This window comes from Frateuria sp. GZRR35 (assembly GCF_051900415.1).
Taxonomy (GTDB): domain Bacteria; phylum Pseudomonadota; class Gammaproteobacteria; order Xanthomonadales; family Rhodanobacteraceae; genus Frateuria_A.
The window spans coordinates 348903-363944 of record NZ_JBHZGL010000002.1 but is presented as its reverse complement, the minus strand read 5'-3'; the positions used below and the strand labels follow the sequence as shown (position 1 = coordinate 363944).

The following is a 15042-nucleotide window of genomic DNA, read 5'->3' as shown; positions in this document are numbered from 1 at the left end:
AGTGCCCCTATGCGCGACCGTACGGCGGTCGGCGCCTGGCAGTCGCGCACAGGTGCGCTCCTACGGGATCTTGAGGCCGCGTCGGCGACAATGGCGCTTTCGCCTGAGGAGATCCGCCATGCTCTACCGCCGCCTCGGCCGCACCGGCCTGCAACTGTCCGCGCTGTCCTTCGGTGCGTGGGTGACCTTCGGCCGGCAGGTGGGGCGCTCGCAGGCGCGGGAGTTGCTGGCCCTGGCCTATGACCGTGGCGTCAACTTCTTCGACAACGCCGAGACCTACAACAAGGGCGAGGCGGAGCGGCTGATGGGCGACGTGCTCGCGGACCTGCGCTTTCCGCGCGACAGCTATTGCGTGTCGAGCAAGGTGTTCTTCGGCGCCGTGGACGATCCGAAACCCACCCAGCACGGGCTCTCGCGCAAGCACGTCATCGAGGCCTGCCACCAGGCGCTCGAACGGCTGCGGGTCGACCACCTGGACCTCTACTTCTGCCACCGTCCCGACCCGGACACGCCGATCGAGGAAACCGTGGCGGCGATGGACACGCTGATCCGCCAGGGCAAGGTGCTGTACTGGGGCACCAGCGAATGGCCAGCCGAGGCGATCGTCGAGGCCCACCGCATCGCGCGCGAGAACCACTGTTATGCGCCGGTCGTCGAGCAGCCGCAGTACAACCTGCTGCACCGCGACCGGGTCGAGCGCGAATACGCGCCGCTGTACGAGCGCTTCGGCATGGGCACCACGATCTGGTCGCCGCTGGCGTCCGGGCTGCTGGCCGGGCGCTACAACGAGGGCATCCCGGACGACTCGCGGCTGGCGCAGCCCGGCTACGAATGGCTGCGCGAGGCGGTGCTCGGTTCCGGGCGCGAACGGGTGGAGCGGGTGCGCCACCTGGCGCCGATCGCGCAGGAGCTTGGCGTGAGCCAAGCGCAGCTGGCGCTTGCGTGGTGCCTGGCCAATCCGCACGTTTCCACTGTGCTGCTCGGGGCGAGCCGGCGCGAGCAGCTGGAGCAGAACCTGGCGGCGCTGGAGCTGGTGCCGCGCATCGACGCGGGGCTCAAGCAGCGGATCGAGCAGGCCGTAGGCTGAGGATTGCGCGCTCTGCTCCCTCTCCCCTCGGGGAGAGGGCTGGGGTGAGGGGCGGGGCTCGCGGGAATGCCGGCAGGAGCGATATGTTGCTTATCGTTCTTGCGCGGCCTCCCCGCGACTTGGCTCGCCTGCCGCGGGCTTTCGATCGCCTGCCGGCGCCTGGGTTACTTTCTTTGCTGGCCCGAAGAAAGTAACCAAAGACATGGCCCGGCTAAGCCCGATGAGGAATAAGAGCTAGGTGCCGCCGCGCCTTGCTGGGTCAGTCGCCTGCTCTTAGAGGAGCTGCCGCCGCTTTACGGCGGGCGCTCGGGAGCTGAGGCAAGAGGGCTTGCGCGTTTGGGTACAGGAGCGCCGCACTTGGCTCCCTCTCCCCTCCGGGGAGAGGGAGCCACGTACCGCGAACGTGCATGACCTTGCACTCTTCGTGCCTCAGCTCCCGAGCGCCCGCGGTAAAGCGGCGGCAGCTCCTCTAAGAGCGAGCGACTGACCAAGCAAAGCGCACAGGCACCTAGCTTTTTAGCCACCCCGTGCTTAGCAGGCCATTTCTTTGGTTACTTTCTTTGGGCCAGCAAAGAAAGTGACCCGGGCGCCGTCAGGCGATCGGAAGCCCGCGGCAGGCGAGCCAAGTTGCGGTGAGGCCACGCAAGGGCGACAACCAAAGCACCCTCCGGACGAAACATCCCCGCGAGCCCCGGCCCCTCATCCCCAACCCTCGCCCCGGCCCGGGAGAGGGAACAGAGCGCCGCGTTCGCGCGCACAAAACCCGCAAGTCCTGTTGCGCCGGCGACTGTCCGGCCGCTTGTCCGCCTGTCCGTCACGGTGTCCGCGGACAGCGGACACGTCGAGGGAGGTAGCGAACAAACCCGCTCAGCTGCGCGGCCTCGCGCGGTTCCGAACCGGTTGGCATGGCGCTTGCTCAACCAGCCACAGTCATATCCGTCAGGACCGCCCGATGATCCGCGACACCTCCGCTCAAGACCGCCTGGTCGAGGTCAAACCCAACCGCAAGCGCCAGTTGCTCATCGGCGGCATCGGCCTGGCCGTGCTGGTCGCGCTGGCGCTCGCGCTGCCCACCGCGATGCGGCTGTTCTCGGCCGACGCCTCGGTGAGCGCCTCGCGCCTGTCCTTCGCCACCGTGGAGCGTGGCCTGTTCGTGCGCGACATCGCAGCCGAGGGCAAGGTGGTGGCGGCGGTCAGCCCGACCATGTACGCCACTTCCGGCGGTGCGGTCACGGTCAAGGTGCATGCGGGCGACACGGTGAAGAAGGGCCAGGTGCTGGCCGTCATCGACAGCCCCGAGCTGACCAACAAGCTGCTGCAGGAAGAGTCCAACGCCGACGCGATGGAAGTGGAGTACCAGCGCGCGCAGATCGAGGCGCGCAAGCAGCGCTCTTCGCTGCAGAAGGCCTATGACAACGCGTTGATCGACCAGCAGGCGGCCGAGCGCGACCTCGCCCGCAACGAGAAGGCGTTCAAGCTCGGCGCCGTCTCCGGCATGGACGTGGACCGCGCCAAGGACACCCTGCAAAAGGCCAAGCTGACCACCCAGCACGCCAAGTCCGACTTAGGCATGGACAACGCGAGCCTCAACTTCGACATCAAGTCCAAGAAGCTCGCCCACGAGCGCCAGGTGCTGCTGGTGAAAGACCTGCAGCGCCAGGTGGACGACCTCAACGTGAAGTCACCCGTGGACGGCCAGGTCGGCCAGTTGTTCATCGCCGAGCGCGCCACCGTGGCCAAGGACGCCAAGCTGCTGAGCGTCATCGACCTGTCCGCGCTGGAAGTGGAGATGCAGGTGCCCGAGAGCTTCGCCCGCGACCTGGCGATCGGCATGAACGGCGAGATCACCGGCAACGGCCACACCTGGAAGGGCATCGTCAGCGCGATCTCGCCCGAGGTCGTCAATGGCGAGGTCGCCGCGCGCCTGCGCTTCGACGGCAGCACGCCGAAGCAGCTGCGCCAGAACCAGCGCCTGTCCGTGCGCATCCTGCTCGACAAGCGCGACAACGTGCTGACCGTGCAGCGCGGCTCGTTCGTCGACGAATCCGGCGGCAACTACGCCTACGTCGTGCACGAGGGCATCGCCGAGAAGAAGCCGATCCGCGTGGGCGCCAGCAGCATCGACAAGGTCGAGATCCTGGAAGGCCTCAAGGAAGGCGACCGGATCGTGATCTCCGGCACCGACAACTTCAAGGATGCGGCCAAGGTCGCGATCAGCGACTGACGATTGATCCTTCCCCCTGCCCGCAGGGGGAAAGAGCCAGACACCACCACCACCGAAGGACGTAACCATGCTCAAGATGACCCACCTGTCCAAGGTCTACCGCACCGAAGTGGTGGAGACCTACGCGCTGCGCGACTTCAACATCGACGTGAAGGAAGGCGAGTTCGTCGCCGTCACCGGTCCGTCCGGTTCGGGCAAGACCACCTTCCTGACCATCGCCGGCCTGCTGGAGACCTTCACCGGTGGCCATTACCACCTCGACGGCATCGAGGTGAGCCAGTTGAACGACAACGCCCGCTCGAAGATCCGCAACGAGAAGATCGGCTTCATCTTCCAGGCGTTCAACCTGATTCCGGACCTGAACGTCTACGACAACGTCGAAGTGCCGCTGCGCTACCGCGGCATGAAGGGCGCCGAGCGCAAGCAGCGCATCATGGACGCGCTGGAGCGGGTGGGCCTGGCCTCGCGCGCCAAGCATTACCCGGCCGAGCTCTCCGGCGGCCAGCAGCAGCGCGTGGCGATCGCCCGCGCGCTGGCCGGTTCGCCCCGCCTGCTGCTGGCGGACGAACCGACCGGCAACCTGGACACGCAGATGGCCCGCGGCGTGATGGAGCTGCTGGAAGAGATCCATCGCGAGGGCGCCACCATCGTGATGGTGACCCACGACCCGGAGCTGGCCGCGCGCGCCCAGCGCAACGTGCACATCATCGACGGCCAGGTGGTCGACCTGTCCGAAGAACCGCGCTTCCACGCGCACAACACGCGCGTCGCCGACGCCTGAGGTTGCTTGAGAGCCCTCTCCACCGGCACCGCCGCCGGAGAGGGTTGGGAGAGGGGGAAGCCCTTCGCTTTTGCTCTCCAGCCGTGGAAGGCCGCGCAAGGCCTCCCCCTTTCCCACTCCTCTTCCCTGGCGTGCGCCGGGGAGAGGGAGCGGTGCGGCAAGTCCACCTATCCGGAAACCACGACATGTTCGCCTACTACTTCCAGCTCGGCCTGCGCAGCCTCCGCCGCAACCCGCTGTTGACCGCGTTGATGGTGATGGCGATCGGTTTCGGCGTGGCCGCCTCGATGATCACCTATTCGGTGTTCCGGGCGACCTCCAACAACCCCATCCCGCAGAAGTCCGACCAGCTCTACGCCGTGCAGATCGCCAACTGGAAGGCGGAAGACCTGGACCAGGGCGAACCGCCTCCGGCGCTGACCTACACCGACGCCATGGCGTTCATGCAGGCGCACAAGGCCAAGCGCCAGACCGCGCTGTACCCGATCGCCCCGTCGGTGATTCCGGCCGACGCCAGCCGCCTGCCGATCGAGGAGAACAGCTACGCCTGGTACGGCGATGCCTTCACCATGTTCGACATCCCCTTCCTCTACGGCGGCCCGTGGACGCAGGCGCAGGACGACGCCCGCGCGGCGGTGGTGGTGATCGGCAAGAAGCTCAACGACAAGCTTTTCAACGGCAAGAACAGCGTTGGCAAGACGATCAACCTGGACGGCCACGACTACCGCATCACCGGTGTCATCGGCGAGTGGGATCCGCAGCCGCTGTTCTTCGACCCGGTCAACACCGGCGGCTTCGGTGATCCGATTGGCCTGTTCATTCCGTTCACTCGCGCCATCGACCTGCAGATGACCACCGCGGGCAACAACAACTGCAATGAAACGCCCGGGACCGGCTGGGACAACTGGCTGCATTCGGAGTGCATCTGGATCGAGTACTGGGCCGAGCTTCCGACCCCGGCCGACGCCGATGCCTATAAGCGCTGGCTGACCGGCTACGCCGCCGAGCAGCAGCGGGCCGGCCGCTTCAAGTGGGCGCCGAACGTGCGCCTGCGCGACGTCACCGACTGGCTGGACTTCCAGAAGGTCGTCCCGCCGGAATCGAAGATCTCGCTGCTGGTGTCGCTGGGCTTCCTGCTGATCTGCCTGGTCAACACCATCGGCCTGCTGCTGGCCAAGTTCATGCGCCGCTCGCCGGAGATCGGCGTACGCCGGGCGCTGGGCGCCTCGCGCAAGGAGATCTACGCGCAGTTCCTGATCGAGGCGGGCACCGTGGGCCTGACCGGCGGCGCGCTCGGCCTGCTGCTGACCGGCCTGGGCGTGCTCGGCGTGGGCTGGGTGTTCGACGAGCAGATCGCCCGCCTGGCCACGCTGGACGGCTCGCTGGTGGCGCTGACCCTGCTCGCCGCGGTGCTGGCCACCTTGCTGGCCGCGTTCTATCCCACCTGGCGGGCCGCGCAGGTCCAGCCCGCGTGGCAGCTGAAGTCCAACTAAAGGAGCGACGACGATGTTGCAGATCAAGCCCATTCTCGCCGCCCTCAAGCGCCACAAGGCCGGCACCATCCTGATCGCGCTGCAGATCGCGCTGACCCTGGCGATCGTGTGCAACGCGCTGTTCATCATCCAGCAGCGCACCGAGCATCTCTCGCGCCCGACCGGCATGACCGAAACCAACCTGCTGACCGTGGCCAACCGCTGGGTCGGCGCCGACGACAAGGCCACCCCGTCGCTCGGCAAGACCGACCTGGAGGCGCTGCGCCGCATGCCGGGCGTGGTGGACGCCACCATGACCAACTCCTACCCGCTGCGCGGCGGCGGCTGGTCGACCAGCGTCAACACCACGCCGGAGGCGAAGAAGGAGATGGCGCACACCACCCTCTACTTCACCGACGACCACGCGCTGGCGGCGATGGGGGCCAAGCTGGTGGCCGGCCGCAACTTCCGCCCGAGCGAGATCGAGTGGGTCGACGCGAAAGAGTTCCAGACCACGCCGGTGGTGATCGTGACCAAGGCGCTGGCGGACAAGCTGTACCCGGACGGCAGCGCGCTGGGCAAGGTGCTGTACCACTCCGGCCACACCAAGCCCAGCACCATCATCGGCATCGTCGAGCGCCTGCAGGTGCCCTGGACCGGCACCTGGGCCGGCAACTTCGCCGAGAACACGATCCTGATCCCGCGCCTGCTGACCGGCAACTTCGGCAGCTACCTGGTGCGCACGCAGCCCGGGCAGCTCGAGCGCCTGACCAAGGCGGTGCCGCAGCTGCTGATCCAGACCAACCGCATGCGCGTGATCCCCGAGGAGCGCGGCGTGCGCACCTTTGCCGAGGTGCGCGAACAGGCCTACAAGAGCGACCGCGGCATGGCGATCCTGATGGGTGTGGTGTGCGCGGTGCTGCTGGCGATCACCGCCGCGGGCATCGTCGGCCTGACCAGCTTCTGGGTCGGACAGCGGCGCAAGCAGATCGGCGTGCGCCGTGCGCTGGGTGCAACCAAGCACGACATCCTCTCCTACTTCCTCACCGAGAATCTGTTGATCGGCGCCGGTGGCGTGATCGTGGGCGCGGCGCTGGCGATCGGCATGAACCTTTGGCTGGTCAGTCACTTCGAAATGGAGCGACTGTCACTCCTGTACGTGGCCGCCGGCGTGATCGCGCTGCTGCTGCTGGGGCAGGGCGCGGTGCTGGCCCCGGCGATGAAAGCTTCGCGCGTGCCGCCAGTGGAGGCGACGCGTTCGGTTTGAACCCCGCCTTGCTCTCCCACTGGAAGAGTGCGGGCGCAAAGCGCGGTACCCGTCCGGCAGGTTGATCGAAGGCGGGGTGCCGGTCCGGGGCAGCGCTTGCGCTTCGCCCCTACCTCACTCCAACCCTCTTCCCACGGACGGGAGCGGGCAGACAAGGGATGCTGGATGTTTCTCCATTACCTCCAACTCGGCCTGGCAAGCCTTCGGCGCAACCCGCTGCTGACGGCATTGATGGTGATGTCCATCGGCTTTGGCGTGGCCGCGTCGATGATCACCTATGAGGTGTTCCGGGTGGTTTCCAGCGATCCGATCCCGCACGAGTCCTCGCGCCTGTTCGTGCCGCAGATCGACAACCGAGGGCCGCGCTACAACCGCAATGGCGAGCCGCCGGACGCGCTGACCTATACCGACGCGGTGGCGCTGATGCAGGCCCGGCGCGCGCCGCGCCAGACCGTGCTGTACGCGGTGGGGTTGTCCGTGATGCCGCGGGAGCCGGGCCGGCTGCCGTTCAAGGCGCTTGGCTACGCCACCACCGCCGACTTTTTCACGATGTTCGACGTGCCGTTCCTGCACGGCGCCGGCTGGCCTGCCGGCAGCGACGATACGGGCGTACCGGAGGTGGTGATCGGGCGCCAGCTCAACCAGCGCCTGTTCGGCGGAGCCGACAGCGTGGGACGCGAACTGGTGATGGACGACCAGGCCTACCGGGTCGCCGGCGTGATCGACGACTGGAACCCGCAACCGCGCTTCTTCGACATGTTCAGCAGCAACGGCTACGCCGAAGCGCCGCAGATCTTCATTCCGTTTGCCTATGCCGTCGCCGCAGGCATCGAAACCTATGGCAACAACAGTTGCGGCAGCGGCGGCAAGCGAGGCTCGGGCCGGGAGAGCTGGCTGCGCGGCGAGTGCGTCTGGATCAGCCCGTGGGTGGAACTGGACGACGCGGCCCAGGTGCAGGGCTATCGCCGTTTCCTGGAGGGCTATGCGCGCCGGTTGCGCGAGGCGGGCCGTTTCGGCTGGGCACCGAACGTGCGGCTGCGCGACGTGCGCCAGTGGCTGGACTATCGCGGCGCGGTACCACCGGAGAGCCGGATCGCGCTGGCCGTGGCGATCGGCTTCTTCGTGATCTGCCTGGTCAACACCATCGGGCTACTGCTGGCGAAGTTCCTGCGCCGCGCGCCCGAAATCGGCGTGCGCCGCGCGCTGGGCGCCTCGCGGAGGGACATCTACCGGCAGTTCCTGGCCGAGGCGGGCATGGTGGGGCTGGCCGGTGGCGCGCTGGGCGTGCTGCTGACCGGCGCGGGCATGTTCGGCGTGGGGCTGGTGTTCCAGCCGCAGATCGCCCGGCTTGCCCACCTGGACCTGCGGCTGGTGGCGCTGTCGCTGGCGGTGGCGATCGGCGCCACGGTACTGGCCGCGTTCTATCCGACCTGGCGCGCCGCACAGGTGCAGCCGGCCTGGCAGCTGAAGTCCAACTGAGGCGCGCCATGGACATGCAGATCAGGCCCATCCTAAGCGCCTTGCGCCGCCACAAGGCCGGCGCCGTGCTCATCGCGCTGCAGATCGCACTGACCCTGGCGATCGTCTGCAACGCGCTGTTCATCGTGCACGAGCGCCTGTCCCACCTGTCCGAGCCGACCGGGCTGGATGAGGCAAACACCTTCGTGATCCAGAACGAGTGGGCCGGCAAGGCGTCCTACGCGCGGCTCGACGCCGAGACGCGTGCCGACCTGCAGGTGCTGCGCGGCCTGCCAGGCGTCGCCGACGCGACCGTCAGCAACTCCTATCCACTGCGCGGCGCCGGCTGGGACGACGGCATTCGCCTGCGTCCCGACCAGCTCACCGATACAACCGGCGCCACCGTGTACTTCGCCGACGACCATTTCCTGCGGACGTTGCGGCTGAAACGGGTCGCCGGCCGCGATTTCCGGCCCGAGGAGATCGGTGTCATGGGAGCCCAGGACCGGCTGGACCCGACCGAGGTCATCGTCACCCAGGCGCTGGCCCAGGCGTTGTTCCACGGCGACGGGGCGGTCGGGCGCACCGTCTACCTGGCGGGGGGCAACCCCGCCACCATCGTCGGCGTGGTCGAGCGGTTGCAGGCCCAGAGCGTGGCTCGCTGGGCGGCGGACTTCGCCCATCGCGTGGTGATCGTTCCGCGGCGGCTGGTCAGTTCGCTGGGCACCTTCTACATCGTGCGCACGCGTCCGGGCCAACTGGCCGCCGCGATGCACGCGGCACCCGCGGCGCTGGTGGCCCGCAATCCGCGCCGCATGTTCGACCCCCAGCTGGGTGTGCTGAGTTTCGCCCAGGTGCGCGAACGCGCGTACGAGAGCGACCGCGGCATGGCGACGTTGCTGGGGGTGATCAGTGCGGTGCTGCTGGCGATCACTGCCGCGGGCATCGTGGGCGTGACCAGCTTCCGCGTCGGCCAGCGGCGTCGGCAGATCGGCGTACGCCGCGCGCTCGGCGCGCGCCGCCGCGACATCCTCAGCCATTTCCTTACCGAGAACCTGCTGATCACCCTCGGCGGCGTCGTGCTTGGCGTCGTGCTCGCCGTGTCGATGAACGTGTGGCTGGTGGTGCGGCTCGGCGCGCAACTGATGCCGCCGCTGTATCTGCTGGCCGGCGTGGTGCTGCTTGTGTTGCTGGGACAGGGAGCCGTGCTGGCGCCGGCGATGAGGGCTTCGCGCGTGCCGCCGGTGGAGGCCACGCGCTCGGTGTAACGCTTTGGCGCCCTCTGCCTTCGGGGAGAGGGCTGGGATGAGGGGTGGGGCTCGCCTCGTACGGTATCGAGCCAGGTGGGGTGTGAAGGCCGGCGTGGGCCCACGCGCTGCCCGACCCCTCACCCCGACCCTTTCCCCGTGGGGGAGAGGGAGCAATGACCAGGAGCCTGGGATGTTCGGCTATTACCTCCAACTTGCGCTGCGCAGCCTCGGCCGCAACCGCGTGCTCACCACGCTGATGGTGCTGGCGCTGGCGCTGGGTATCGGCGCGTGCATCACCACGCTGACCGTGCTGCGGCTGCTCTCGGGCGATCCGCTGCCCGACCGCAGCGCGCAGCTTTACTACCCGCAGATCGACCCGTATCCCAAGGACGGCTATATCCCCGGCGAAAGCCGGCCGCAGGAAAACCTCACCTGGGTCGACGCCAACAACCTGTTCGACGCGCACCGCGCGCCACGGCAGGCGCTGGTCGCGCTGGGCTCGGCAAAGATCCAGTCGCGCGATGCGGGTGGGCGGCCGTTCTTCGGCGACGCGGTGATGACCACCGCCGACTTCCTGCCGATGGTCGGCGCACCCTTCCGCTACGGCAGCGGGTGGAGCGCCGCCGATGACGCCGCCGGCGCGCGGGTCATCGTGATCGCCGATTTCCTCAACCAGAAGCTGTTCGGCGGCACCAACAGCGTGGGCCGTACGCTGCGACTCAACGGCCACGACTTCCGCGTGGTCGGCGTGCTCGACCACTTCTCGCCGCAGCCGCGCTTCTACGCGATCAACATCGGGCGCAGCTACGGCGAAGGCGACGGCGCGTTCCTGCCGCTGCGCGCGGCGCGCGCGGTGGAACTGCAGCCGAACAACATCAGCTGCTGGGAAGCGGCCGACATCGAGCACCTGGAAACCGCGCCATGCATGTGGCTCGGCCTGTGGGTGGAGCTGCCCGGGGCAAGCGCGGTGGCCAGCTACAAGCGCTTCCTCGATGGCTACGTGCGCGAGCAGATCGCGCAGGGCCGCTTCCACCGCACCGATACCGCGCTGCCGGACGTGATGCAGTGGCTGCGCAGTGAAAACGTGGTGCCGGACGACGCGCGCCTGCAGGCCGGGCTCGCCTTCGGCTTCCTGCTGATCTGCGTGACCAACACCATCGGCCTGCTGCTGGCCAAGTGCCTGCGCCGTTCGCGCGAGATCGGCGTGCGCCGCGCACTGGGCGCCACGCGCGGTGCGATCTTCGGGCAGTTCATGGTCGAGGCGGCGATCGTCGGCCTCGCTGGCGGCCTGCTCGGGCTGCTGGTGGCCGAGCTTGGCCTGTGGGGCATCCGCCACCAGCCGGCCGAATACGCCAGCCTGGCCCGGCTGGATCTTTCGATGTTCGCTTTCACTTTCATCGTCGCGCTGGTGTCGGCACTGGTTGCGGGGCTGCTGCCGGCATGGCGCGCCTGCGTGGTCTCGCCCGCGCCGCAGCTCAAGAGCGCCTGAGGCCAAACCATGGAAATCGGACCGATCCTCGCCAGCCTGCGCAAGCACCGCATCCCGGCATTGCTCATCGTGCTGGAGATCGCGCTCGCCTGCGCCGTGCTGTGCAATGCCGTGTTCCTGATCAGCGCGCGCGCCGGCGAGATCCGCCTGCCCAACGCGATCGACGAGCAGGGCCTGAGCGTGGTCACGCTGGCTGGCGCCGATCCGGACCGTGCGGCCAGCGAAATCCCGCGGAATCTCGAGGCGTTGCGACGCATCCAGGGGGTGCAGTCGGTGGCGGTGCTCAACACCATGCCGCTGTCGGGCAACGGCTGGAACACCAACTTCACCACGCGGCCGGACATGAAGCCGACCGACAAGGCCAGCATCAACTCCAACGTCTACCTGCTGGGCGCGGGCGCGGACCGCGCGCTCGGCCTGCGCCTGAAGCAGGGGCGCATGTTCAGCGACGAGGACTACGCCAGTGCCTCGATGGGCGCGTCGTTCATGCCCGAAACGCACGTCGCCATCGTCAACCAGCGCCTGGCCGAACGGTTGTGGCCTGGGGAGTCGGCACTGGGACGCCGCATGTACGTGGACCGGTACTGGTACCAGGTCGTGGGCGTGGTGGAGAACGTACTGCGCCCCAAGCAGGCGGGCGCGGGCCTGCCCGGCATCTACGATGCGGCGTTCTTCCCGATGCAGCCGACCGATGCGCTCAGCTACTACGTGCTGCGCAGCGCAGCGGCCGATCGCGACCGCGTCGCGCGCCACGCCGAAGACGTGCTGGGCAAGCTCGAACCGGGTGCCGTGGCCGAGGCAAAGACCTTCGAAGACATCCGCAGCGACTATTTTTCCGGGGCCGCCAGCATGGTCTGGATGCTGGTGCTCGTATGCGTGGTGATGCTCGCGGTGACCGCCTTCGGCATCGTCGGCCTGACCAGCTTCTGGGTCGCGCAGCGGCGCCGGCAGATCGGCATCCGCCGTGCCGTCGGCGCGCGGCGCAGCCACATCCTCAACTACTTCCGCACCGAGAACTTCCTGCTCAGTGGTGCGGGCGTGGTGCTAGGCATGGTGCTGGCCTTCGGCATCAACCTGTACCTGATGGAGCACTACGAGATGGACCGCATGCCCTGGTACTACCTGCCGGTCGGCGCCATCGCGCTGTGGCTGCTCGGGCAGGTCGCGGTATTCGGTCCGGCCCACCGCGCCGCCGCGGTGCCGCCGGTGGAAGCCACGCGCTCGGCCTGACACGCAAGGACACCATGCTCGCCTACTACCTCCAGCTTGCCCTGCGCAGCCTCGGCCGCAACAAGGCGCTCACCGCGCTGATGGTGCTGGCCGTGGCGCTGGGCATCGGCGCGAGCATGACCACGCTGACCGTGTTCCATGTGCTGTCCGGCGACCCGCTGCCGGGCCGCAGCGCGCAGCTGTACTACCCGCAGATCGACCCGCGCGACAACGGCGCGCTGCTGCCGGGCAAGGACCCGCCCATGCAGGTGACGCTCATCGACGGCCGCAACCTGTTGCATGCCCGACGCGCCGATCGCCAGGCGCTGATGACCGGCGGCTCGGTGCCGGTGCAGCCGGACGTGGCCGCGATCGATCCGTTCTACGTGGAGGCGTTCTACACCACGGCCGATTTCTTCCCGATGTTCGAGGTGCCGTTCCTGTATGGCCACGCCTGGAGCGTCGCCGACGACGAGGGCAAGGCGCGCGAGGTGGTGATCGGGCGCGAACTCAACAACCAGCTGTTCGGCGGCAAGGACAGCGTGGGCCGCGAGCTGCGCCTGGCGGGCACCAGCTACCGCATCGCCGGCGTGCTCGACGACTGGCGGCCGGCGCCGCACTTTTACGACCTTAACGTCGGCGTGTATGCGCCCGCCGAAGAGGTGTTCCTTCCGCTGGAGACCGCGCTGGAACTCGGCCTGAGCCGCAACGGATCGAACGACTGCTGGGCCAACGGCGCTGGCGGCCTGGGCGCGACCCTGCCGTCGGACACCTGCGTGTGGCTGCAGTTCTGGGTGCAACTGGACAGCCGGGCCAAGGTGGCCGCCTACCGCGATTTCCTCGTCCACTACTCGCAGGAGCAGAAGGGGCTGGGCCGCTTCCAGCGCGCGCCGAACGTGCGCCTGCCCAGCCTCATGCAGTGGCTCGACTACAACCAGGTGGTGCCCGACGACGTGCGCCTGCAGACCGGGCTGGCTTTCGGCTTCCTGCTGGTGTGCCTGGTCAACACGGTCGGCCTGATGCTGGCCAAGTTCATGCGTCGCGCCGGCGAACTGGGCGTGCGACGCGCACTGGGGGCATCGCGGCGGGCGGTGTTCGAACAACTGCTGGTCGAGTCGGCCATGATCGGCCTGGTCGGGGGCATCGGCGGCCTGCTGCTGGCGCTGCTGGGGCTGTGGGTGGTGCGCCAGCGCGCGGAGAACTACGCCGCTCTGGCGCAGCTTGATCCGCCGATGTTGCTGGCGACGTTCCTGCTTGCGGTCGGCGCGACGCTGGTGGCCGGGCTGTTGCCGGCCTGGCGCGCCTGCCAGGTGGCACCCGCATTGCAACTGAAGAGCAACTGACGATGGCCATGGAGATCGGACCCATCGTCTCGACCCTGCGCCGGCACCGCACCACAGCCTGGCTGCTGGTGCTGGAGATCGCGCTGACCTGCGCCATCGTGTGCAACGCGGTGTTCCTGATCGGCCTGCGGCTCGACCGGGTGAACATGCCCAGCGGCGTGGCCGAACAGGAGGTCGTGCAGATCCAGCTCGGCGACCTGGCGGCGGGCGAGGACCGCTACGCGCGGGCGCGGGAGGACCTCGCCCTGCTGCGGCGCGTGCCGGGCGTGCAGTCGGTCGCGCTGAGCCGGGCCGTGCCCTTCGGCGGCTCGGGGGACAACAGCAGCCTGCGCACCGATCCGGCGCAGCGCCAGCCGATCGTCAACGCGGCCACCTACTTCAGCGAGAACCTGCCGCAGACGCTGGGCACGCGGCTGGTGGCCGGCCGCGAGCTCGTGCCGGACGACTACGTCAACGCGGACGTGGTGCTCAAGGCGTTGAACGAGGGCGGCAGCGAGGGGCTGCCGGCCGTCACTGTGGTCACTCGCGCGCTCGCCGCGCGCCTGTGGCCCGGCCAGGAACCGCTCGGCCGCACGGTCTATCTGACCGACAAGGTCGGCCTGCGCGTGGTCGGCGTGCTCGACACCCTGGTGCGGCCCAACGCCTATCGCGACGCGACCGCGAAGTTCGCGATGATCGTGCCGCTCACCATGGGCGCGGACAAGGACGAAAGCTACCTGCTGCGCACCCACCCGCAGGATCGCCAGCGCGTGCTCAAGGCCGCCGTGGCCGCGCTGCGCAAGGCCGATCCGCAACGCGTGGTGACGCACAAGCGCACCTTCGAGGAGATTCGCCGGGCATTCTTCCGCAGCGATCGCGAGATGGCCGGCACGCTGCTGGGCGTCTGCATCGCGCTGCTCACGGTGACGGCGCTGGGCATCGTCGGACTGGCCAGCTTTTGGGTCTCGCAGCGCCGCCGCACGATCGGCGTGCGCCGCGCGCTGGGCGCCACCCGGACCGACATCCTGCGCTACTTCCAGACCGAGAATTTCCTGCTCGCCACCGCGGGCATCGTGCTGGGCATGGCGCTGGCGTACGGGCTCAACCTGTTTTTGATGGCGCATTACGAACTGCCACGTCTGCCGGCCGGCTACCTGCCGGCGGGTGCGCTGGCGTTGTGGCTGCTCGGGCAGCTGGCGGTGCTCGGCCCGGCGCTGCGCGCCGCCGAGGTGCCACCGGTGGTGGCGACGCGAAGTGCGTGACCTGGCTCGCGCTCTGCTCCCTATCCCCGTCCCGTTACAAAGACGGGGGAGAGGGCGGGGGTGGGGGGCCGGGCCTCGCGAGGAAATTGGTTCTGATGAAGGCAGAACAATGAAAGCAACGGATCTGGCTACCAGGTCGGGACGGCACATCACGCTCCGCCCGGCCCCTCACCCGAACCCTTTCCCCGCGGGGGAGAGGGTGCAGACGCAGTACCCGGAGG

11 protein-coding genes are annotated in these 15042 nt (G+C 68.5%); all 11 read left to right on the top strand.

From position 1 onward, the window contains the following. Positions 1-118: 118 nt before the first annotated feature. The 11 genes from ACFWZ3_RS04215 (at position 119) to ACFWZ3_RS04165 (ending at position 14821) form a co-directional block, all read left to right on the top strand. The gene (locus tag ACFWZ3_RS04215; protein ID WP_439706530.1) at positions 119-1087 is read left to right on the top strand and encodes a potassium channel beta subunit family protein; all 969 of its coding nucleotides are present in this window, start codon (positions 119-121) and stop codon (positions 1085-1087) included. Positions 1088-2039: 952 nt separating this feature from the next. Then, a complete protein-coding gene (locus tag ACFWZ3_RS04210; protein ID WP_439706529.1) occupies positions 2040-3311 on the top strand; it encodes an efflux RND transporter periplasmic adaptor subunit in 1272 nt (423 codons plus the stop codon). Between the two features lie 67 nt (positions 3312-3378). Next, positions 3379-4092, top strand: a complete 714-nt coding sequence (locus ACFWZ3_RS04205; RefSeq protein WP_439706528.1) for an ABC transporter ATP-binding protein — start codon at positions 3379-3381, stop codon at positions 4090-4092. 185 nt (positions 4093-4277) lie between these two features. After that, positions 4278-5585: an ABC transporter permease gene (locus ACFWZ3_RS04200; protein ID WP_439706527.1), complete on the top strand. Its 1308-nt coding sequence runs from the start codon at positions 4278-4280 to the stop codon at positions 5583-5585. Positions 5586-5598: 13 nt separating this feature from the next. Further along, the gene (locus ACFWZ3_RS04195; protein WP_439706526.1) at positions 5599-6831 is read left to right on the top strand and encodes an ABC transporter permease; all 1233 of its coding nucleotides are present in this window, start codon (positions 5599-5601) and stop codon (positions 6829-6831) included. Between the two features lie 165 nt (positions 6832-6996). Then, a complete protein-coding gene (locus tag ACFWZ3_RS04190) occupies positions 6997-8310 on the top strand; it encodes an ABC transporter permease (RefSeq protein ID WP_439706525.1) in 1314 nt (437 codons plus the stop codon). An 8-nt stretch (positions 8311-8318) separates the two neighbouring features. Beyond that, positions 8319-9557, top strand: coding sequence for an ABC transporter permease (locus ACFWZ3_RS04185; protein WP_439706524.1), 1239 nt, complete (start codon positions 8319-8321; stop codon positions 9555-9557). Between the two features lie 172 nt (positions 9558-9729). Beyond that, complete coding sequence (locus ACFWZ3_RS04180; protein WP_439706523.1) at positions 9730-11028, top strand: ABC transporter permease; 1299 nt, start codon at positions 9730-9732, stop codon at positions 11026-11028. A gap of 9 nt (positions 11029-11037) precedes the next feature. Beyond that, entirely contained in the window at positions 11038-12258 is a 1221-nt protein-coding gene (locus ACFWZ3_RS04175) for an ABC transporter permease (RefSeq protein ID WP_439706522.1), read from the top strand. A 14-nt stretch (positions 12259-12272) separates the two neighbouring features. Then, the gene (locus ACFWZ3_RS04170; RefSeq protein WP_439706521.1) at positions 12273-13580 is read left to right on the top strand and encodes an ABC transporter permease; all 1308 of its coding nucleotides are present in this window, start codon (positions 12273-12275) and stop codon (positions 13578-13580) included. Between the two features lie 8 nt (positions 13581-13588). After that, on the top strand, positions 13589-14821 hold the full coding sequence (locus ACFWZ3_RS04165; protein WP_439706520.1) for an ABC transporter permease: 1233 nt from the start codon (positions 13589-13591) through the stop codon (positions 14819-14821). Positions 14822-15042 lie beyond the last annotated feature (221 nt).